20 protein-coding genes and 1 tRNA gene are annotated in these 21197 nt (G+C 60.6%); 12 read left to right on the forward strand and 9 right to left on the reverse strand.

The genetic code is table 11. The annotated features are described in order from the left end of the window. Nucleotides 1-63: 63 nt before the first annotated feature. From VOY09_RS06840 to cobA, 3 genes are read right to left on the reverse strand one after another with little or no spacing between them, the layout of a single operon-like run. A complete protein-coding gene (locus tag VOY09_RS06840) occupies nt 64-1284 on the reverse strand; it encodes an MFS transporter (protein WP_322893654.1) in 1221 nt (406 codons plus the stop codon). 10 nt (nt 1285-1294) lie between these two features. Beyond that, the gene (locus VOY09_RS06845) at nt 1295-2566 is read right to left on the reverse strand and encodes a cobyrinate a,c-diamide synthase (RefSeq protein WP_322893655.1); all 1272 of its coding nucleotides are present in this window, start codon (nt 2564-2566) and stop codon (nt 1295-1297) included. 55 nt (nt 2567-2621) lie between these two features. Continuing rightward, nucleotides 2622-3473, reverse strand: a complete 852-nt coding sequence (cobA, locus tag VOY09_RS06850; RefSeq protein ID WP_322893656.1) for a uroporphyrinogen-III C-methyltransferase — start codon at nt 3471-3473, stop codon at nt 2622-2624. Nucleotides 3474-3570: 97 nt separating this feature from the next. On the opposite strand from cobA, the gene VOY09_RS06855 reads away from it, so the two are divergent. Genes VOY09_RS06855 through VOY09_RS06870 form a run of 4 tightly spaced genes read left to right on the forward strand, consistent with a single transcriptional unit; the run spans nt 3571 to nt 6615 of the window. Further along, nucleotides 3571-4614, forward strand: a complete 1044-nt coding sequence (locus VOY09_RS06855; protein WP_322893657.1) for a cobalt-precorrin-5B (C(1))-methyltransferase — start codon at nt 3571-3573, stop codon at nt 4612-4614. Next, the gene (locus VOY09_RS06860) at nt 4611-5336 is read left to right on the forward strand and encodes a cobalt-precorrin-6A reductase (protein ID WP_322893658.1); all 726 of its coding nucleotides are present in this window, start codon (nt 4611-4613) and stop codon (nt 5334-5336) included. Before VOY09_RS06855 ends, VOY09_RS06860 begins: the two co-directional genes overlap by 4 nt. Next, the gene (locus VOY09_RS06865) at nt 5327-5950 is read left to right on the forward strand and encodes a DNA-3-methyladenine glycosylase 2 family protein (protein ID WP_322893659.1); all 624 of its coding nucleotides are present in this window, start codon (nt 5327-5329) and stop codon (nt 5948-5950) included. Before VOY09_RS06860 ends, VOY09_RS06865 begins: the two co-directional genes overlap by 10 nt. Then, a complete protein-coding gene (locus VOY09_RS06870; protein ID WP_322893660.1) occupies nt 5947-6615 on the forward strand; it encodes an alpha/beta hydrolase in 669 nt (222 codons plus the stop codon). The genes VOY09_RS06865 and VOY09_RS06870 overlap by 4 nt, the downstream gene beginning before the upstream one ends. 28 nt (nt 6616-6643) lie before the next feature. On the opposite strand, the gene VOY09_RS06875 is transcribed toward VOY09_RS06870, so the two are convergent. Then, nucleotides 6644-7285: a nitroreductase family protein gene (locus VOY09_RS06875; protein ID WP_322893661.1), complete on the reverse strand. Its 642-nt coding sequence runs from the start codon at nt 7283-7285 to the stop codon at nt 6644-6646. A 124-nt stretch (nt 7286-7409) separates the two neighbouring features. On the opposite strand from VOY09_RS06875, the gene VOY09_RS06880 reads away from it, so the two are divergent. The 3 genes from VOY09_RS06880 (at nt 7410) to VOY09_RS06890 (ending at nt 10676) form a co-directional block, all read left to right on the forward strand. Continuing rightward, nucleotides 7410-7775, forward strand: coding sequence for a helix-turn-helix domain-containing protein (locus VOY09_RS06880; protein WP_322893662.1), 366 nt, complete (start codon nt 7410-7412; stop codon nt 7773-7775). A gap of 132 nt (nt 7776-7907) precedes the next feature. After that, nucleotides 7908-8501 carry an HNH endonuclease gene (locus tag VOY09_RS06885; protein WP_322893663.1) on the forward strand — a complete coding sequence of 198 codons (594 nt, stop codon included), beginning with the start codon at nt 7908-7910 and terminating at the stop codon, nt 8499-8501. 288 nt (nt 8502-8789) lie between these two features. Beyond that, nucleotides 8790-10676 (forward strand): Hint domain-containing protein, encoded by a 1887-nt coding sequence (locus tag VOY09_RS06890; protein WP_322893664.1) that lies wholly within the window; start codon nt 8790-8792, stop codon nt 10674-10676. A 54-nt stretch (nt 10677-10730) separates the two neighbouring features. Here VOY09_RS06890 and VOY09_RS06895 read toward each other — a convergent pair whose 3' ends face one another. Next, nucleotides 10731-11549, reverse strand: coding sequence for a GH25 family lysozyme (locus tag VOY09_RS06895; protein WP_416236734.1), 819 nt, complete (start codon nt 11547-11549; stop codon nt 10731-10733). 134 nt (nt 11550-11683) lie between these two features. Then, nucleotides 11684-12472: a phytanoyl-CoA dioxygenase family protein gene (locus VOY09_RS06900; protein WP_322893665.1), complete on the reverse strand. Its 789-nt coding sequence runs from the start codon at nt 12470-12472 to the stop codon at nt 11684-11686. A 198-nt stretch (nt 12473-12670) separates the two neighbouring features. On the opposite strand from VOY09_RS06900, the gene VOY09_RS06905 reads away from it, so the two are divergent. From VOY09_RS06905 to VOY09_RS06925, 5 genes are all read left to right on the forward strand, one after another. Beyond that, nucleotides 12671-14380, forward strand: coding sequence for a cation:proton antiporter (locus VOY09_RS06905; protein WP_323811270.1), 1710 nt, complete (start codon nt 12671-12673; stop codon nt 14378-14380). A 98-nt stretch (nt 14381-14478) separates the two neighbouring features. After that, the gene (zwf, locus tag VOY09_RS06910; protein WP_322893667.1) at nt 14479-15933 is read left to right on the forward strand and encodes a glucose-6-phosphate dehydrogenase; all 1455 of its coding nucleotides are present in this window, start codon (nt 14479-14481) and stop codon (nt 15931-15933) included. Between the two features lie 4 nt (nt 15934-15937). Then, a complete protein-coding gene (gene pgl, locus VOY09_RS06915) occupies nt 15938-16609 on the forward strand; it encodes a 6-phosphogluconolactonase (RefSeq protein ID WP_322893668.1) in 672 nt (223 codons plus the stop codon). Then, entirely contained in the window at nt 16610-18211 is a 1602-nt protein-coding gene (pgi, locus tag VOY09_RS06920; protein WP_322893669.1) for a glucose-6-phosphate isomerase, read from the forward strand. A 1-nt stretch (nt 18212) separates the two neighbouring features. Beyond that, nucleotides 18213-18668: a prepilin peptidase gene (locus VOY09_RS06925; protein ID WP_322893670.1), complete on the forward strand. Its 456-nt coding sequence runs from the start codon at nt 18213-18215 to the stop codon at nt 18666-18668. Nucleotides 18669-18671: 3 nt separating this feature from the next. On the opposite strand, the gene VOY09_RS06930 is transcribed toward VOY09_RS06925, so the two are convergent. The 3 genes from VOY09_RS06930 to VOY09_RS06940 form a co-directional block, all read right to left on the reverse strand. Then, nucleotides 18672-19022, reverse strand: coding sequence for a RidA family protein (locus tag VOY09_RS06930; protein ID WP_322893671.1), 351 nt, complete (start codon nt 19020-19022; stop codon nt 18672-18674). Nucleotides 19023-19052: 30 nt separating this feature from the next. Continuing rightward, a tRNA-Gly gene (locus VOY09_RS06935) sits at nt 19053-19126 on the reverse strand. 46 nt (nt 19127-19172) lie between these two features. After that, nucleotides 19173-21191, reverse strand: coding sequence for an ASKHA domain-containing protein (locus VOY09_RS06940; protein WP_322893672.1), 2019 nt, complete (start codon nt 21189-21191; stop codon nt 19173-19175). Between the last annotated feature and the right edge of the window lie 6 nt (nt 21192-21197).

The following is a 21197-nucleotide window of genomic DNA, read 5'->3' on the forward strand; positions in this document are numbered from 1 at the left end:
CTTTTTTCCAAAAATACTTCGGGGTGAGCCCCGGACTTGATCCGGGGCGAGGGGCAGCGCCCCTTACGACGCCACAACCCGCCGTTGCCGCGACAGCCAGATCAGCGAGGCCCCGGCCAGCACCAGAAACGGGATCATGGCGAGGTTGACGGCATTCCACCCTTCAACCGTGGTGCCACCGGCGCAATTCAGCAATCCGCCACCTGCCAGTGACGCCAGCGTCACCATGCCAAAGACCAGCATATCATTCAGCCCCTGCACCGTGCCGCGTTCCTCGGGCCGATGCGCGCCCGCCAGCATCGTGGTCGCGCCGATAAAGCCGAAATTCCAGCCCACGCCGAGCAGGAAAAGCGCGACAAAGAAATTCGCAAGCTCCACCCCCGCAATCGCGACACCGCCCGCGATAGCGAGGATCACAAGCCCGGTCGCGATGATCTTTTCCACCCCGAACCGCGCGATCAGATGGCCGGTGAAAAACGACGGCGCAAACATTGCGATGACATGCAATGACACGATGTCATTGGCATTATTGGTGGTGAAACCACAGCCGACGACTGCCAAAGGGGTCGAGGTCATCACCAGATTCATCAGTGCATAAGACACCATGCCGCAGATGATCGCGACGATGATGCGTGGATCGCGCAGCAATTCACGTTTCGTGCGGCCTTTGAGCGGGTTGGCAACCTTTGGCATGGACCGGCTGCCTTTGGGCAGGTTCAGCCAGAAGAACAGCCCGACGCCGACAAGGTTCAGAACGATGATCGCAAGGTAACTGCCAAGGAAGGGCACGACAAAGGCGTCCTGTGCCAGTTTGTTCAGTTGTGGGCCGATGATGGCCGACAGCAAGCCGCCTGCCATAACGAAAGAGATGGCTTTGGGGCGGAACGCCTCTGACGCGGTATCGGTCGCGGCGAAACGGTAAAACCCCTGCGCCGACATATAGATACCGCTGAGGTAGGAGCCTGCCAGCAGCATGAAGAACGACCCGGTGTAAAGCCCATAGGCCGAGACTGCCGCCCCGGCAGCACCGCCGAAAGCCCCAAGCATAAAGCCGAACCGCCGCCCATTGCGCTGCATCAATGGGCTGATCCAAGGTGCTGTGGTCATCGAGCCGAAAACGATCATCGAGATCGGCAGGGTCGCGAAACAAGGATTGCCTGCCAACTGACTGCCCGCCAGCCCGCCGATCACGAACATCATCGGCAATTGCGCGCCCAGAATAGCCTGCGCCAGCACCAGAACGGCCACATTGCGTTTCGCGATACTGTCGTCGATCATTGTCATGGCCGAATTGCTACGCCCGCTTTTCGGCAGAGGCAATGGGACCTGCATCTATAATATGCGCGAAAGAGCCCGACACGCGGCCCGCGATCAGGCCCATCGGGGGTAGGCTGAGGCCGCTTGCCTCGCTGGCGGTGAAGAGCGGGGTGCCTTCGGCCCTGATTGTGCTGGCATAGTGGAATTCATGGCCGGTCCAATGGCCGGGGAATGGCCCTTGGCTGGCGTGCAGATGGCGATAGCCCAAATGCAGTTTGCGCGCGGCAAAGCTGGTTTCCAGATGCAGCAGCCCGGCCATGGCGTGGCGCGTGCCATCGGCGTCGATCAACCCGTCGCCCAGCACCATATAGCCGCCGCATTCGCCATAGATCGTGGCTTGCGATTGCCGCAGGCTGGTCAGAAAGGTCTGATTAGCTGCGATCTTGCCTGCATGCAGTTCAGGATAGCCCCCGGGCAGGAATATGAGATCGGCATCCGGCACCGGATCATCGGCGAGGGGCGAGAAAAACGTGATTTTTGCGCCTGCCTTGCGCCAATCATCCAGCAGATGCGGATAGGTGAAGGCGAAGGCTTCGTCCTTGGCGATCGCGATGCTCTGGGCGGGGGGAGGTCGCCTGGAGTAAATTCCAGGTGACGGGGGCGCATCATCCAGCCGCGAGAGCGCGTCCATATCCAGATGCTGCATCATCAGATCGGCGGCCTTGTTCAGGAGATCTCCCAGATCATGCCGTTCCTGCGCCTGCACCAAACCCAGATGCCGTGACCCCAGTTGCAAAGCCGGGCTGCGGGGGATGCAGCCGAAGATCTGCACATCGCCCAGCGCATGGCGCAGCATCGCTTCATGCCGGGGCGATCCGACATTGTTCAGGATCACGCCTGCAACATGGATGGTCGGATCATAGCAGATGAAGCCCTGCGCCATGGCACCCACCGACCCGGCCATGCGCCCTGCGTCGATCACCAGCACGACGGGCAGGTTCAGGATTCGCGCCAGATCGGCGCTGGACCCGCCTCCATGCGGTGCTGCGCCGTCGAACAGGCCCATCGCACCTTCGACAATCAACGGGGCAGGGCCTGCGAGCGCTTTGATCCGCTCAGGTGTCATCGCCCATGCGTCAAGGTTGACGCAAGGCTGGCCGGTGGCGGCGGCATGGAACGCAGGATCGATGTAATCGGGGCCGGATTTGGCGCTACGGATGCTTTGTGTGCGGCTAAAGGCGCGCAAGAGGCCCAAGGTCACCGTGGTTTTGCCGCTGCCAGAGGCGGGGGCGCTGATCAGGAAACGCATAAGTCCCTCCGGGACGCCGCCGGCGGGAGTATTTTTGGAAAAAAGAAGACGGGCATCAGGCGGATTCCGCGGCACGTCCCCGGCCCAGAGGGTCGAGGTTGCGCGGCGGCGCACCTACGGCCATGCCTTGCCAGTCGAGGACCTGCCGCATCAGCACGGACCTGCCGATGCAGATGATCGCGGGGGGTTCAAGGTTTGCGGCGGCTATGTCTGCGACGATAGTGCCGAGGGTGGTTTCCAGCACTTGCTGGTCGGTTGTGGTGGCGGTGGTAACCACGGCGGCGGGTTCTGACAGGCTGCGCCCGGCGGCGATCAGATGGCATGCTATCTGGGCGATATGTTTCATGCCCATATAGATGACGATGACCTGTGAGCCTTTGGAAATGCTGGTCCAGTCGAGCGACCCCGGCGTATTGCCAGATTGGTCATGGCCGGTCACGAAAGTCACTGATTGGTTGACGTCGCGGTGGGTGACGGGAATGCCCGCATAGGCCAGCCCGCCGATGCCCGCGCTGATGCCGGGGATGATCCGGATCGGGATGTTATGCTGCACAAGGGTTTGTGCTTCCTCACCACCGCGGCCAAAGACGAAAGGATCGCCGCCTTTCAGCCGCAAAACCCGTTTGCCCGCGCGCGCAAGATCGACGAGGTGGAGCGAGATATCGCGCTGTTTGGCGGATGGTTTGCCGCCGCGTTTGCCAGCGTAGATGTGGTCTGCCTGCGGTGCCCAGTCGAGGATCGCCTCTTGTACCAGCGCGTCGTAGATCACGACATCGGCCTGCCGCAGAGCGTTCAGCGCATGCAGCGTCAGCAGGCCGGGATCGCCGGGGCCCGCGCCGCAAAGCCAGACCCAGCCGGGGTGCAGCACGGGCCAGTCATGGCCGGGAAGGGGGAAGTCATGTGTCATCCTTTGTATATGCCGCTGAAAGCCGGATTTGGAAAGCGGGGATGCGACAGGCGATTGCCGATTGCCGTCATGCCGCGCGCTGCCTATCGTCGCAGCGATGACACGCAAACCCCAGACAGAATTGCGCCGTGGCTGGACCACAGGCGCCTGTGCGACGGCAGCGACCAAGGCGGCGCTGGTTGGTCTGTGGTCGGGGACATTTCCGCGCGATGTGACGATCACTTTGCCCAAAGGCGAGATGCCGTGCTTTCCGCTGGCTGTTGCAGAGGCTGGGGAAGGCTGGGCCGAGGTCGGCATCACCAAGGATGCGGGCGATGATCCTGATGTCACCCATGGCGCGCTGATTGTGGTGCGGGTGTCGGTGTCGTCTGGCGGCGTGGTGTTCAGGGCGGGCGCGGGTGTCGGCATGGTCACCAAGCCCGGTCTGCCGATTGCGGTGGGGGAACCTGCGATCAACCCGGTGCCGCGCCAGATGATGGCGGATGTGGTGGCGGAAATGGCTGCCGCTTATGGGCAAGCGCCTGATGTCACGATTGAAATTTCGGTGCCGGGCGGGGCGGAGATCGCGCTGAAGACATGGAACCCACGGTTGGGGATTGCAGGCGGGCTGTCTATTCTGGGCACGACCGGGGTGGTGCGACCGTTTTCCTGTGCGGCATGGATTGCCAGCATCCATCGCGGGATTGATGTCGCCCGCGCCTCTGGGCTGACCCATGTGGCGGGCTGCACGGGTGCGACCTCTGAACGCATCGTGCAGGCGCTTTATGGCCTGCCGGATCATGCGATGCTGGATATGGGGGATTTCGCGGGCGGGATGCTGAAATATCTCGCCAAGCATCCGGTCGAGAGGGTCACCATCGGTGGTGGGATCGGCAAGATCACCAAGCTTGCGCAGGGTGCGATGGATCTGCATTCGGGGCGGTCTCAGGTGGATTTTGCGGGGCTGGCGCAGATGATGGATGACCCGAGGCTGGCCGGGGCGAATACCGCGCTTGAGGCCTATCAAATCGCAGGTCCCGCGTTGGCGCAGGCGGTGGCGGATCGGGCCTTGGCGCAGGTGCAGGGGCGCTTTGCAAGGATGCAGTTCGATATTGTGGTGACCGACCGGGCGGGGGTGATCTTGGCGAGGGCCGGGGCATGACGCTGTTGCTGCTGGCCGGGACGGGCGAGGCGCGGATGATTGCGCAGGCCTTGCAGGGGCGTGATGTGATCGCGTCACTCGCCGGGGTGACGCGGGACCCCGAACCGCTGGCAGTGCCTGTGCGGCAGGGCGGATTTGGCGGTGAGGCGGGGTTTCGTGACTTTCTGGCGCGTGAGCACATCCATGCAGTGCTGGACGCGACCCATCCCTATGCGGCGCGGATCACCGCGCGGTCGGCGGCAGTTTGCGCTGAATTGGGGTTGCCGTTTTGTCAGGTGTTGCGGCCTGCTTGGGTAGCTGAGGACGGCGACCTCTGGACCGAGATTGCCACGGAAGCCGATGCCGCCGCGCATATCCCCATGGGTGCCACGGTGTTTCTGGGGACCGGGCGGCAGAGCCTGCCGGGGTTTGCCAATCTGGCCGGGCGGCGGGTGATCTGTCGCCAGATTGATCCGCCGGAGGGGCCGTTTCCCTTTGCGGGTGGGGAATATCTGGTGGGGCGTCCGCCGTTTTCGGTTGCGGATGAAACGGCGCTGTTTCATCGGCTGGGGGTTGATTGGCTGGTGGTCAAGAATGCGGGCGGGCAGGCGAGTGCGACCAAGCTGACCGCCGCCCGCGATCTGGGGATTCCGGTGCTGATGCTTGCGCGGCCCGCATTGGGTGACTGGCCTAAGGTGGAAAGCGTCGCCGCAGCCTTGGATTGGGTGGCGAAATGCGGGTGATCCATTCGCAGGCATGTCTGGCCGAAGGGACGGCGCATCTGGCGCGCATCGAGCCGCGCTTTGCGCGAATCCTGCCCGATCTCCCCGATATTCCCTTGCGGCTGAAACCGGATGGGTTTGGTGCGCTGCTTAATGCGATCGTTAGCCAGCAGGTCAGCGTTGCCTCTGCCAGCGCCATCATGGGGCGGCTGGAAATTGCGGGGATGACCGACCCCGCGCTGGTGGCGCTGGCCACGCCCGAGGAATTGCGCGCCTTGGGGCTGAGCGGACAGAAGGCGCGCTATGCCAAGGCGCTGGCGCTGGCTGATCTGGATTATCCGGGGTTGCATAACTTGCCCACGGATGAGGTGATCACAAGGCTGACCGCCGTCACCGGCATCGGCATCTGGACGGCAGAAATTTACGCGATGTTCTCGCTCGGGCGCGCCGATGTCTTTGCGCCGGGTGATCTGGCCTTGCAAGAGGCGGCGCGGCTGATCTTTGACCTGCCCGAACGGCCCAAGGACAAAGCACTGCGCGCGATGGCCGAACCTTGGGCACCCTGGCGGTCGGTTGCGGCGCGGGTGATGTGGGCCTATTACGCTTATGACAAGCAACGGGAAGGGATCAGATGACACGGGCACTTCAGGCGCAGCGGCGCGAACCGCAATCGGGTGAGACATTGTCTTGCGTCATTTTCCTGCATGGTTACGGCGCGAATGGGGCCGATCTGATCGGGCTGGCCGATCCTTTGGCCGATCACATGCCGGATACGCTGTTCATCGCGCCGGATGCGCCGGAAGCCTGTGCCGGTGCGCCGATGGGCTATCAATGGTTCCCGATCCCCTGGATCGACGGGTCGAGTGAAGAAGAAAGCAACGCCGGGCTGCAAAATGCCGCCGCTGATCTGGATGCCTTCATCGACGGGGTGATGGTGGATGAAGACCTTTTGCCCGAACAGGTGATCGTGCTTGGCTTCAGCCAGGGCACAATGATGGCGCTGCATGTGCTGCCACGGCGTGAAGATGCGGTGGCGGGGATCGTCGCGTTTTCGGGGCGGTTGTTGCTGCCCGAACAATTGGTCGATGATGCGGAATGCCGCCCGCCGGTATTGTTGGTGCATGGCGATCAGGATGATGTGGTGCCGCCACAATCGCTGGCGCAGGCGGCAGAGGCCTTGCAGCAGGCGGGCTGGACCGAGGTTTATGCCCATGTCATGAAGGACACCGGCCATGGGATTGCGCCCGACGGGTTGCAGGTGGCGCTGGCGTTCATGCGGGATCGGTTCGGGATGGAGTAGGGTGCGTGCAAGCACGCACCCTACGGGATTACGCGACCTCGGTCACAATCGTCTCGCGCGATTTGCGCACTTTCTCCATCGGTAGCAGCCAGTCACCTGCCGGTTCGCGGTAGCCCAGCGGCAGCAGCACGACAGACCGCAACCCACGCTCTTTCAGACCAAGGATCGCATCGACGGCTTCGGGATCGAACCCTTCCATCGGGGTGCTGTCGACCTCCTGTTCGGCGGCGGCGACCATGGCCACACCCAGCGCGATATAGGCTTGACGCGCGGCATGGGCATAGTTTTCCTCAGCGTCGCGCGGCAGGTAGCTGGCCTTGAGATTCTCATAATAGGCGCGCAGCGTCGGGATATCACCACGGGCATCAATGTTGAGCTGCAGGACTTCGTCAATCCGCGCCTCGGTGTAATTGTCCCATGCGGCGAAAACCAGCAGATGCGACCCATCAGTGATCTGGGCCTGATTATAGGCGGCGGCGGCGATTTGGGCGCGAATCTCGGGATTGGTCACGACGATCAGTTCAAAAGGCTGGGTGCCGCTGGATGTCGGGGCCATGCGGATCGCCTCGATGATTGCCTCGACTTTGTCCTGTGGGACGGCTTTTGCGGAATCCATTTTCTTGGTCGCATAGCGCCATGTCAGGTGATCATTCAGGGTCTTGGGTGTCATATCTCGTTTCCATTGTAAAAGCCCGCAGAGGGCGGTATATATTAGTAACTGGCGATCTAATGAGAACCAAGAGCCGCCACAAGAGGGCACATGTCTGACCCTCGGTTACAAAAAGGGAACCATCATGCTGGACAGTACCGGATGCCCCGATTGCAAACGGATTAATGACGTTCTGTCGCGTGTCGGCGACCGCTGGAGCGTGCTTGTCGTCATCGCGCTGGCCCGCGACGGGACGCTGCGGTTCAACGAACTCAAGCGCAGCCTTGGGATTTCGCAACGCATGTTGAGCCTGACGCTGAAGGAACTGGAACGCGACGGGCTGGTGCAACGCACCTATCATCCGACGATCCCGCCAAAAGTGGAATATGCGCTGACCGAGATGGGGCAATCGTTCCGGGAACCGGTGAGCGCGCTGGGGCATTGGGCGCTGGAAAATCTGGGCCGGATCGATGCGGCGCGGGCGGTCTATGATCAGTCTGTTGCGAAATAGGGTATACCGAACCCACTGCGCTTTTTTGGCACAAATTGTGGGGCTTGTCACAAATCTGACGCGAGATATAGTCTATGCAGCAGGTAAGCGGAAACGCTGTCTTTCAGGGCTTCCGCACCGGATGTGTGGGATATGGATATGACGCAGACAGAGTTTCGGACCGATTTCGTGCGCGCGCCCGGATCGCTCAAACATTTTCCCGCGCTGGTGCTGAACGCGGATTACCGCCCCTTGTCTTATTACCCTTTGTCGCTCTGGCCTTGGCAGGAGGCGATCAAGGCAGCATGGCTCGACCGCGTCGTCATTGTCAGTGAATATGAAGAGACGGTGCGCAGCCCGTCGACCATTATCCGCATTCCCTCTGTCGTGGTGCTCAAGGAATATGTCACCCCGCAAAGGCAGGTCGCTTTCACCCGGTTCAACTTGTTCCTGCGCGATGAATTCTGCTGCCAATATTGCGGTGCCAAGGGCGATCTGACCTTTGACCACGTCGTGCCGCGCGCGGCCGGTGGCGTGACAAGCTGGGAAAATGTGGTGGCGGCCTGTTCGTCCTGCAACCTCAAGAAAGGGTCGAAATCCCTGCGCCAGTCCGGCATGTCGCTGCGCAAACCGCCCAAACGCCCGGTGCCCGCGCAACTGCACAATGTCGGGCGGAAATTCCCGCCGAACCATCTGCATGACAGTTGGCTCGACTATCTCTACTGGGATGCAGAGCTGGAGGCGTAATTCCTGTGGGCTGGCGCTATTTTCAGCATCTGACCATGCCAGCTTCAGTCATTGCAGGCCATTTTTCCGGCGGCTGTGTGCGCCGCTGTGTTGAAAACACTCAATCACAAGACGGAACTTCGTATCACTAGAAGGTGGTGGTCAGGGTTTGCCAGCGGCTACCCAGAAAGTGCGATGAGTTTGGCAATCTCTTTGACTTTTAGCTGATTATTGGAGTAATATAATCGGATAGGTTGATCAGTCCATCGCCTTACGTTTTGTTATTTCGTGTTATGTTAAGGTGTAAAAATGCCAACGACTTTTAAGGTCATTAATCTGTCGATCGGGTTTCCGCGACTGAATACCGACAGAAGCGCTGCCATCGCAGAAAACGCGGATGCGCTGAAGGATCAGACCTTTGGCAGCGACGGAACTGGCAGTCAACCGCTTTTCAACCGGATACAGACCTGGTCGCCCTTGGGGCAGGGGCCGACTTCGGTTGGCATTCCAACCGAATATGACTGGCCGCAAAACGTCAGCAGCGGCGGCACCGGCGACAGGTTTCAGATCAACAATCAGTTCCAGTTCACCTTCGACGCTTTTGTCACGATGGAGGCGACCGCTACCTATATCGACGGGACGACAGCGGCGTTCTCTGCGCGCGTTGTCCAAGGTTTTCAGAACGTGAACGATGCCAATGGTCAGCTTTGGCTGGTGCCCCCTGCAAGCGTCGGATCTGATGCCGATGTCTTGTCGGCTAAGCCGATCGTGTCGATCAAGTTCGGGAACGTGCTTTTCCGCAATGACGCGCTGATTGCTGACCGCCCGGCAGAGATTTTCTTGCCTGTGATTGATGGGACAGCAGCTGGCGATTCAATGGGTTTGGGCTATTCGGACCAATCGAACTTTGACCTAGTTGCAAAGCAGATCACCGAGGGCAATGATTACATCCGCGGTCATGCTGGCGATGACAGGATCTGGGCGCGGGCCGGTGATGACGTTGTCTATGGCGGCGCTGGCAATGATCACCTGTCGGGTGAATTTGGCAATGATACGCTCTATGGTGGTATCGGCGATGACATTCTCGAAGGCGATGAGGGTAATGATACTCTTTATGGCGGCACGGGGGCTGATAAGCTCTACGGCGGTGCAGATAACGACAAGCTTTACGGCGAAGATGGAAATGATGAGCTTTATGGCGGCGCGGGCAATGATGAGTTGTTCGGCGGCACTGGCAACGACACGCTTGATGGCGGCGCAGGCACCAATACGCTGACCGGAGGCGGTGATCGGGATAGTTTCGTCTATACTGCGGGCAGCACCACGACGATCACCGATTTCAACGCCGACCCGGATGATACTGTCGGAGACGGCGACCGCACGACAAATGATTTCGTCGATCTGTCGCAAAACTACGCGACGATCAAATCGCTGCGGCAGGATTACGCTGACGATGGTAAGTTGAACCATTCCAACAGCATCACCAATGGCGGCACTGTCGATTATTCTGGCAAGACCAGCCTTGCCGGCGGATCGCTGACATTCTCGAACATTCCGCAGACCACGAATCCCAATGTTTTCGTGCAAGAGACGACAGGCGTGGCCTGTTTCGCCTCTGGCACGATGATCCGCACGCCATCGGGCGATGTGCTGATTGAAACATTGCGTGTCGGTGATCTGGTGCTGACTTGGCGTGGCGAGGAAAAGCCGATCCGCTGGATCGGACAATCCGTTCTGTCCAAGGCGGCGCTGGGTGCCAACCCCAAGCTGCGGCCAATCGTGATCAGCCGCGATGTGCTTGGCTCTGTGCGTGATCTGACCGTTTCGCCGCAGCATGCCTTTGTCGTGGGGGATAAGGCCGATATGCTCGTCCGCGCCACCCATATGGTGCAGAATGGCTGGAAAGGCGTGCGGGTCGCGACCGGCAAGCGGGGCATCACCTATCATCACATGATGCTCGACACTCATGATATCATCATCGCCGAAGGTGTGCCGAGCGAAACAATGTATCCGGGGCCAATGTCACTTGGTGCGATGGATCAAGCTCAGTTGGACGAGTTGTTCGCGATTTTCCCTGATTTGCAGCATGTTGCAAGCCCGGATGATGTCGCTGCGCATTATGGACCCAGCGTGCTGCCCTATGCGAAACGCCGAGCGGCCGCTTTGGTGGCCCCCGCGCTGCGCTGGTCGGCCTGACTTACCGCCAAAGGCGCGCTGGCTTGGGCCAATGCGCCTTTGGGGTCCGGCACTCTAGAATTGCCGCCAATTCTGCCAGCTCTCGACTGAGCCCGTGAAGACATTGATATCAACCCCGCCTGCTACGCCCGGCACGATCCCGGTGCCGGTATATTGCCAGAACGACCAGGGCTGCCCCGGATAGACCTCTGACGGGTGATTGGCGACAGAGCGTAGCCAGAATTCCGTATTGGGCAGGTTGCCGATCCCGGTTTCGCGGTAAAAATCAGGCGTTGTATAGATGACCGGACGTTGGCCGTAATGCGCGGTCAGGATGTCGAGGAAACGCGCGGCCTCGGCCCGCACCGTCGCGCCGTCAGGGCGGAAGGTGCAGGTTGGTGACAGATGGTTCCATTCCATATCCAGCACCGGCGGCAAGGCGGCTGCATCGCGCGGTACGTGCTGGATGAACCAGCGCGCCTGTTCTTCCGCAGGGCGACAGAAATAGAAGAAATGATAGGCCCCGCGTGGCAGACCGGCGCTTGCGGCACCCTGCCAATTGTCTGGGAAATTCGGATCGACCAGATCGCCGCCTTCGGTCGCCTTAATATAGGCAAAGGAGATGCCTGCCGCGCGGACCGTCGGCCAGTCGATGGTGCCCTGATAGCGTGCGACGTCGATGCCGTGGACCGGATAGCTGTCGGGTGCGCGTCCGGCCCAAGGATGGGGCCGGTTATCGCCAAAGCGCGGAAAGGCGATGGTAACGGGACGCGCTGCAGCCACGGCCGCCTCGGCCCGGTTGGCGGCGGGCGGTGCGGGGTAATCCACGCGCGATCCGCCGCAGGCCATCAACAGCGGCAATAGCAACAAGGTCAGGTATGTGGATCGCCGCATGACACCTCCGCCAGTGATGGATCATGCATGCAGCCGCGGGGCGATGATGTCACGCGGTAAGCTGCGGCAGCGGCAAAGTTTCGCAGAGGCGGTGGATCGCGCTATCGGCTGAGAAGGCCGCGCATTGGCCCCGACTAGGCCGACAATCCGCAGGACTGACGGATCGCGATCTGGACAGGTGACGGCGGCAAGGCCGGGTCAAAAGCAGCTGTCGGCAAAAGTGGCGGTTGCGCCATGAAGCGCGGCTGCGTTCCCCGGTGCGGCTGGGCGGCATGCACCATAAAGGGATGGCAAAGATAGACCGTCCCCGCCGCACCTGTGGCAAGCGCCTCCGGGCAATCGGCGGTGGAGGCATAGCCATCCGCAGAAAGCTGGCGCAGCGTCGCACCGGCAGAGCCATATGGCAGCAATTCGCGCGCAATCTGCCGATGTGATCCTGTCCTGATCCTGGTAGGGGCGGCATCACGTCCGACATCGGAAAACAGAAACAACATCAGCAAGGCCCGGCCGGTCGACGTCACATTGACCCGCAGGTCCATGAAATCTGTGCTGTCTCCAAAGCTCATATCAACATGCCAGCCATCATCGCCGGGCGCGTCCTTTGATGGGAAACGGATCGGGAAACTTCCCAACCCCTGCGGCGCGATCCACCGCCCGGCACCTGTCAGTTGATCATAAGCCTGATGCAGGCGCGTGGTATTGGCCGCCTGCACGAAAACGGGGGAAGCCATAGATGGCACCCGTATGACAGGCGCGGCCCAGTCCTGTGGCCTGTCAGGCGACAGACCTATCGCTGACCATAATTCGTCCCGGCATTGTGCGGCAAGCGATGCGGAAAAGGCGTTGTCGATCCTGACAAAACCTTGTTCGATGAAACTGTCGATCTGCTGATCGGTCAGCCGGTCTTGCGGGGAACTGGTCACTTATCAGTCTCCAGCGCCCTCGGACTCTGCTGAAATAATGTGAATATCGCCATCATCCTCTCAGCTTAGGTGCCGGTTTCGTGAATGACAAGCGGCGCCTGAACGCTGTTTTCGCATCATGCGCTGGATCAAGGTCGGTGGTGGTCTGATGTATTATCCGGCACAAAGACAGGCAGGATAAGGAAGCTCTGACCGATGATGGAAATGCTGAACCAATCGCCCTTTGGGGAAATCGCGCTGCTGCTGGTGCTTGCTTCGGCGGTCGGCTTTATCGGTATGTTGCTGCGCCAGCCGCTGATCGTCAGCTTCATTGCGGCGGGTTTGTTGGTGGGGCCTTCGGCGTTGGATCTGGTGCGTTTTGACGCGCAGATTGATCTTTTGTCGGAACTGGGCATCGCGGTTTTGCTGTTTCTGGTCGGCATCAAGCTGGATGTAAAACTGATCCGGTCACTCGGCATGGTGTCCTTGTTGACCGGGTTGGGGCAGGTCGCCTTTACCGCCGTGTTCGGCTATCTGATCGGGCTGGCCTTGGGGCTGGGTTCTGTGACCAGCCTCTATGTCGCGATGGCGCTGACCTTTTCATCGACCATCATTATCGTGAAACTGCTGTCCGACAAGCGCGAGATTGATAGTCTGCATGGCCAGATCGCCCTTGGGTTCCTGATCGTGCAGGATATCGTCGTGGTGCTGGCGATGATCGTGCTGTCGGCCATCGGTATCGGGGCAGAGGGGCATGGTGGCTCGGTGCCTGTGGTGCTGGCCTCTGGTCTTGGCATGGTGGCGGTGGTGGTGGTCTTTGTGCGCTACATCGCCAATCCACTGACCGAGAGGCTGGCCCATGCGCCCGAACTGCTGGTCATCTTTGCGATTGCCATGGCGGCGATGTTTGCGGCCTTTGGCGATATCGTGGGATTGGGCAAAGAGGTGGGCGGCCTGCTCGCCGGTGTCGCGCTGGCATCCACCCCTTACCGCGAAACCATCGCGGCACGGCTCGCCCCGTTGCGCGATTTCCTGCTGCTGTTCTTCTTTATCGCGCTGGGGTCGGGCCTCGATCTGTCGCTCTTGGGAGCGCATGTCTGGGGTGCTGTCATCTTTTCCGCTTTCGTGCTGATCGGCAATCCGCTGATCGTTTTGGCGATCATGGGCACCTTGGGCTACCGCAAGCGCACCGGCTTTCTGGCGGGTCTGACCGTGGCGCAGATCAGTGAGTTTTCGCTGATCTTTGTTGCGATGGGCGTCACCATTGGCCATGTGCAAGAGGATGCCTTGGGGTTGGTGACGATGGTCGGCCTCGTGACCATTGCAGCCTCGACCTATATGATCACCTATTCGCATCAGCTTTATGCCGTCTTTGAACCCTATCTGGGGATGTTTGAGCGGAAAGGCACAGGCCGTGATCCATCCGACACAGCCGAGCGACCGGCCAAGCCAGAGGTGATCATCTTTGGCCTTGGCCGGTTTGGCACGGCCATCGGGCTGCGGCTGCAGAACCGCGGGATCAGTGTGCTTGGCGTTGATTTCAATCCAGCCGCCATACGCCGCTGGCGTGATCTGGGCCTGGCGACGGAATTCGGCGATGCCACGGACCCGGAATTCATCGCTGAATTGCCGCTGCCGGATGCGAAATGGGTTCTGTCCACCGTGCCGATCCACCCGACAGGGTTAAGCCACGAGGATACCCGCTCCACGCTGATACAATTAACCCGCATATCCGGGTTCAAAGGCCAGATCGCGCTGACATCGCACCATGCGCCTGAAACGGACGATTTGCTGCAGGCGGGCGCCAATCTGGTGCTGGAGCCATTTCAGGATGCCGCCGACCGTGCTGCTGATCTGCTGTGCGGTGGCAAGCGCGAAGACCGGACCGATATACCGACGATCACTTCAGAAGGCGAACAGACATCCTGACCGGTGCATTGTGCGCGCAAAGCCTGTAGACAGAACTGGAAAAGTGCATTAGCCAACGGGCGTTAGCGCTAACGAAATTGCAGTATCGGAGCATATCCATGGTTTCCCGCGTCATTCCAGTTGAGACCTTTGATCTGGTGATTTTCGGCGGCACCGGCGATCTGGCACGGCGCAAGATCCTGCCGGGATTGTTCCGCCGGTTCCTGTCCGGGCAGATGCCCGAAGGATCGCGGATCATCGGCGCGGCAAGGACAGAGATGGACGCTGACGGATATCGCACCATGATCAGTGACGCGATTGCCGAGTTCGGCGGTGCGGAATCACAAGACAAGAAGGGGCTGGCAGGGTTTCTGGACAGCCTTGATTATGTCGCGATTGACGCCAAGGGCGAGGGCGGCTGGTCCGATCTGGCGCAAAAGGTGCGGGCGGATGTGGTGCAGGCGTTTTATTTCTCTGTCGCGCCGGCCTTGTTCGGTGATCTGGCGGAACGGTTGCATAAACACGGTATCGCAACGCTAGACAGCCGGATTGTGGTGGAAAAACCCTTTGGTCGTGATCTGGAAACGGCGCGCGCGCTCAATGCGGTGCTTTCCACCCATTTCAACGAAGATCAGATTTACCGGATCGACCATTATCTGGGTAAGGAAACGGTCCAGAACCTGATGGCCGTCCGTTTCGGCAATGTGCTGTTTGAGCCTTTGTGGAACAATCACTACGTCGATCATATCCAGATCACCGTGGCCGAAACCGTCAGCGTGGCGGGCAGGGGGTCCTATTACGATAAATCCGGTGCGATGCGCGATATGGTGCAAAACCATCTGATGCAGTTGTTGTGCCTGATCGCGATGGAACCGCCCAGCCGCTTTGGTGCCGATGAGGTGCGTGATGAAAAGCTCAAAGTCATCCGCGCACTGGAACCGGTTGAGCATCATCATATCGTGCGCGGGCAGTATGATGCGGGGCCAGACGGGCTCAGCTATCGCGAAGATGCCGAAAACCCCCGCAGTTTCACCGAAAGTTTCATCGCGATGAAATGCCATATCGCGAACTGGCGGTGGGCGGGGGTGCCGTTCTACCTGCGCACCGGCAAAAGGATGAAGGCGCGGTCGTCCGAGATTACCGTGGTGTTCAAGGACCTTGGCCATACGATTTTCGAAGGCGACACCGCGCGCCACCGCAATATCCTGTCGATCCGCCTGCAACCCAACGAAGGCATGGATTTGCAGGTCACGATCAAGGAACCCGGACCGGGTGGCATGCGTTTGATCGATGTGCCGCTTGATATGACATTTGCCGATGCTTTGGGTGCCGATGCGGGCGAGGTGACGGATGCCTATGAACGCCTGATCATGGATGTGATCCGGGGCAACCAAACCTTGTTTATGCGTGGCGATGAGGTCGAGGCGGCATGGCGTTGGACAGATCCGATCATCCAAGGCTGGGAAGCGCGCAATGATGTGCCGAAACTTTACGATGCCGGGTCGACCGGGCCGGAAGATGCAATGATGCTGCTGCACCGTGACGGGCGGAAGTGGCGCGAAATCAAAGGCTAAGACGATGGAATTGATCGAATATCCCGACAGCGAAATGCTGATGATGCGGCTGGCCGATATTCTGGCCGGGCAGTTGAAGCAGGCGCTGTTGACCAATGACCGCGCCGGTTTTGCCGTGCCGGGTGGGACCACGCCCGGGCCGATTTTTGACAATCTCTGCTCGGTCGATCTGGATTGGTCCCGCGTTGATGTGATGCTGACCGATGAACGCTGGGTGCCGGAAACCTCTGACAGGTCCAACACCGCCTTGTTGCGTAAACGCCTGCTGGTGGACCGTGCGGCCGCCGCGCGGCTGATCCCACTTTATGCAGATGCCGCTATGCCAGAGGATGTGCTGGACGATCTGACCGCCGGGCTCGCCCCCTGCCTGCCTTTGTCGGTGGTCTTGCTGGGCATGGGCGCGGATATGCATATTGCGTCGGTCTTTCCCGGTGCGGATCAGCTCGATCATGCGCTGAACGGTGATGCGACTTTGGTCGCGATGCGCGCGCCCGGTGCGCCCGAACCACGGATCACGCTTTCGGCAAAGGTGCTCAATGACGCCTTCCACCGGCATATCGTGATCATCGGTGCGCAAAAGCTTGCGGCTTTGGACAAGGCCCAAGGCCTGAGCGCCGAGGAAGCCCCCGTTTCCGCCGTGCTGAAAGATTGCACCGTGCATTGGGCGGAGGCTTAGATGCTTTGGGACAAGTTGCGCGCGCATCATGCGGCGACGGACGGGCGTCGGTTTGAAACCTTGCTGGATGAGGCACGCGCTGCAGATTTCTGTGCTGTCGCACATGATATGCGGCTGGATTACGCCAAGACGAATATCGACGCTGTGGCCCGCGCGCTGTTGTTTGATCTGCTCGACCAGACCGGGGTCGCGGCCAAGCGTGAGGCGATGTTCACCGGCCAACCGATCAACGATACCGAAGGTCGCGCCGTGCTGCACACGGCCTTGCGCAACCTTGATGGCGGGCCGGTCATGGTGGATGGCGCGGATGTCATGCCGGGGATCATGGACACGCTGGACCGGATGGTCGCATTTGCGACCGCCGTGCGCGACGGCGGCTTTCAGGGACAGGGTGGCCGGATCACTGACGTGGTGAATATCGGCATCGGTGGGTCCGATCTTGGTCCAGCAATGGCGGTCAAGGCGCTGGCACCCTATCACGACGGCCCGCGCTGCCATTTCGTCAGCAATGTGGACCCGGCGGATATTGCGGGGGTCTTGCGGCACTGCGATCCGGCGACGACGCTGGTGATCGTTGCGTCAAAGACCTTTACGACGATTGAGACGATGACAAATGCCCGCACCGCGCAGGCCTGGATGGCGCAGTCCGTCACCGATACTGGCGCGCAATTCGCGGCCCTGTCCACCGCTGCCGATAAAACTGCCGCCTTCGGCATCGACCCCGCGCGCGTGTTCGGGTTCGAAGACTGGGTCGGCGGGCGTTATTCGCTGTGGGGGCCTATCGGGTCGTCATTGATGATTGCGATTGGCCCGGATGCCTTCCGCGCCTTTCTGCGTGGCGCGCAGGCAATGGATCTGCATTTTCATGCAGCCCCATGGCATGAAAACCTGCCCGCGCTGCTGGCTGTCGTGGGTATCTGGCACAACCAGATTTGCGGCTATCCGACACGTGCTGTGCTGCCTTATGACAATAACCTCAGCCTCTTACCCGCCTATCTTCAACAACTGGAGATGGAGAGTAACGGCAAAGGCGTCGCCATGGATGGCAGCGATCTGCCGGTCGCGAGCGGCCCTGTCGTCTGGGGCGAGCCGGGCACCAATGGGCAGCATGCATTTTATCAATTGATCCACCAAGGCACCGGGGTAGTGCCTTGCGAATTTCTGGTTGCTGCGCGCGGTCATGAAGATGATCTGCACCACCAGCACCAATTGCTGGTCGCCAATTGCCTCGCGCAATCAGAGGCGTTGATGCGGGGGCGCAGTTTTGAAGAAGCCCGCGCCAGGATCGCCGATAAATTCACTGGCGACGAACTTGACCGCCAAGCGCGGCACCGTGTATTCACCGGCAACCGGCCTTCGGTGACGATAGCCTATCCACAACTGACGCCCTTCGTATTGGGCCAGATCATCGCGCTTTACGAACATCGGGTGTTCGTCGAAGGTGTCGTGCTGGGCATCAATTCCTATGATCAATGGGGTGTGGAACTGGGCAAGGAACTGGCCACCGCGCTGCAGCCTGTCGTCGAAGGCAGTAAGGGGCTCGAGGGCAAGGATGCCTCCACCGCCGCGCTTGTCAGGTTCCTGCAGCAGAACGGCGTTTAAGATGCTGGCCTATGTCCCGATTGTGATGACGCTGATCCTGATCGCCGCCATGGTGACCGAATTGCGGACCGGGAAAATCCCCAATCTGCTGACCTTGATGCCCTTTGTCCTGTTCATGCTGGTGCTGGTAACCTCGCCCGACCCGCAGGTCTTTGGCCCGCAACTGATTGGCGCGGCTGTGGTGCTGGTCATCGGGCTGGTGCTCTTCGCTGTCGCCGGTTTCGGCGCAGGGGCGGTCAAGCTACTGACGGGTCTGGCGCTGTTCGTACCGCGTGATCAGGCGCTTGTCACCTTTGGCATCTTCGTCGCTGCGATCTTCATCGGCACATTCCTGGTCCTGCAAATCCGCAAACGTTTCGCCGTCGCGGGCAGCGATTGGGTGGTACTGGCGAAAGGCGTTTTGCCGATGAGCTGGCCCATCGGCATCGCCGGTCTGTCGCTGTTCTGGCTGCTTTGACGCTTAGATCGCGGCGGTCACGATGATTTCCACATCATAATCCGTGGTCGCCAGTTTGGCTTCGCCTGTCCAACGGGCAGGCGCGGCACCTTCGGGCACCCAGGCATCCCAGGTGGCATTCATATCGGCGAATTGCGTGCCAATATCCGACAGCCAGATCTGCGCGGTCAGCAGGTTGGTCTTATCGGTGCCCGCCTCTTCCAGCAGGGTATCGATCTGCGCAAGGATCGCGGCAGTCTGTTCCGAAACCGACGCCCCCGGCGTGCCGACCTGGCCAGCAAGATAGGCGATGCCGTTGTGGACGACCAACTGGCTCATCCGGGCGTTGGTGTGATGGCGGGTGATTTCGGGCATGGGGGCCTCTTTCGTTATGAGGGGAGAGTTTGGAGCGGGTGAAGGGAATCGAACCCTCGTATTCAGCTTGGGAAGCTGCTGCTCTACCATTGAGCTACACCCGCGCGCTGCATTGACGTAATTGCGCAGGGCGCGCGCGTCAAGCGCCAATCACCGCCGTCTGCGCCGGTTGCCGCCGGTGTTATGGTTCACTTCGGGCAGGGTGACGATGCTGCGCAGGATCGGGAACAGCTCGACCGCGTTCGGGATGGCCGAGGCATTGACGAAATGTTCCTGAAAGCGTGGTTCGATCGCGGTCTCAACCTTGTGGATTTGCCGGACGATGGTTTCAATCTCGCGCCGCGCGTCGGTGTTCAGCAGGGCGATCCGCGCGCCGGTGCCTGCGGCATTGCCCGCACTGGTGACTTTGTCCAAAGGCGCATCGGGGATCATGCCCAGCACCATCGCATGTTTGGGGCTGATATGCGCGCCAAAGGCCCCGGCGAGGATCACGCGGTCCACCTTGTCCACGCCGAATTTATCCATCAAGAGCCGCGCGCCGGAATAAAGGGCGGCCTTGGCCATCTGGATCTGGCGGATATCGGTGTTGGTCACGGTGATCAGCGGCCCGCCCGCTGCCCTGCCGTCATAGAGCAGATAGGAATTGGTCCGCCCATCGGTAAAGCAATGGGGCGATCCGGTCTGTTCCGCCGATCCGATCAGACCCGGCGCGTCGACGATGCCGGTCATGCGCATTTCGGCGATGACCTCGATGATGCCGGACCCGCAGATGCCGGTGACGCCGGTTTGGGCGATGGCCTGCGTGAAACCGTCCTCATCGGACCACAGATCGCTGCCGATGACCTTGAAGCGCGGCAGCTTGCTGACGGGGTCGATTTCGACATGCTCAATCGCACCGGGGGCGGCGCGCTGGCCGGAACTGATCTGTGCGCCTTCAAACGCCGGGCCGGTGGGGGACGAACAGGCGAGGACCTTGGTTTTATTCCCTAGCAGGATTTCCGCATTGGTGCCGACATCGACGATTAGCACCAGATCATCGGATTTATCCGGCGCCTCGGAGAGGGCGACGGCTGCCGCATCGGCCCCGACATGGCCTGCGATGCAGGGCAGGATATAGACCCGCGCGGCAGGGTGCAGGTTCAGGTCGAGGTCGGCGGCGCGCAGCGACAACGCGTCTGATGTGGCCAGCGCGAAGGGGGCTTGCCCCAGTTCATAGGCGTCGATGCCGAGGAAGAGGTGGTGCATCACCGGGTTGCAGACAAAGACCACATCCATGATCAGGTTGCGGTCGATCTCCGCTTCCTCCGCGATCTGCACGAACAGCGCGTTCATACCGTCGCGCACGGCGGCGGTCATCTCGGACGATCCTGCGGGGTTCATCATGCCATAGCTGACCCGGCTCATCAGATCTTCGCCAAAGCGGATTTGCGGGTTCATGATGCCTGATGACGCCACAACATCGCCATTGCGCAGATCGCACAGATGCGCGACGATGGTGGTGGAGCCAAGGTCGACGGCAAGGCCATAGATCGTGCCGTCATAAAACCCCGGCCAGATCGCGATGATCCGGGCGGGAAAGACCGCATCGCCCAGATGCACGGCGACGGTGACGCGCCATTCGCCTTTGCGCAAGGTTTTTTGCAGGCTGCGCAGGACGCCCAGGTCAGCCGTCAGCGCGGGCAGGCCCCAGTCGCGGCGCAGGGCGATGATCAGCCGTTCCAGATCGCCTGACGGGTCATGCATATCGGGTTCGGCGACCGCGACATAATAGAGCCGGGTAGAGGGATTCATCGTGATCTCACGTACCTCGGCCCGTTTGCGCACGACTTGTTTATGCACCTGGCTTTCGGCGGGCACGTCGATCACCACATTGCCCATGATCTGCGCCTGACAGCCAAGGCGGCGGCCTTGTTTGAGGCCTCGGATATTGTTGTAGCGCTCTTCGACGCTGTTCCATGCGGACAGCGCGTCAGGGGCGACATGCAGCCCGTGTTTGGCGAAGTCACCATAGGACGGGGTGATCTGGCATTTCGAACAGATCCCACGCCCGCCGCAGACGGATTCCAGATCGACGCCCAATTGCCGCGCGGCTGTCAGCACCGGGGTGCCCACAGGCACATGGCCGCGCTTGCCGGACGGGGTGAAGATGACAAGGGGATCGGTGGTCATGGAGGG

This window comes from Yoonia sp. 67-2 (assembly GCF_035117555.1).
Lineage (GTDB): Bacteria > Pseudomonadota > Alphaproteobacteria > Rhodobacterales > Rhodobacteraceae > Yoonia.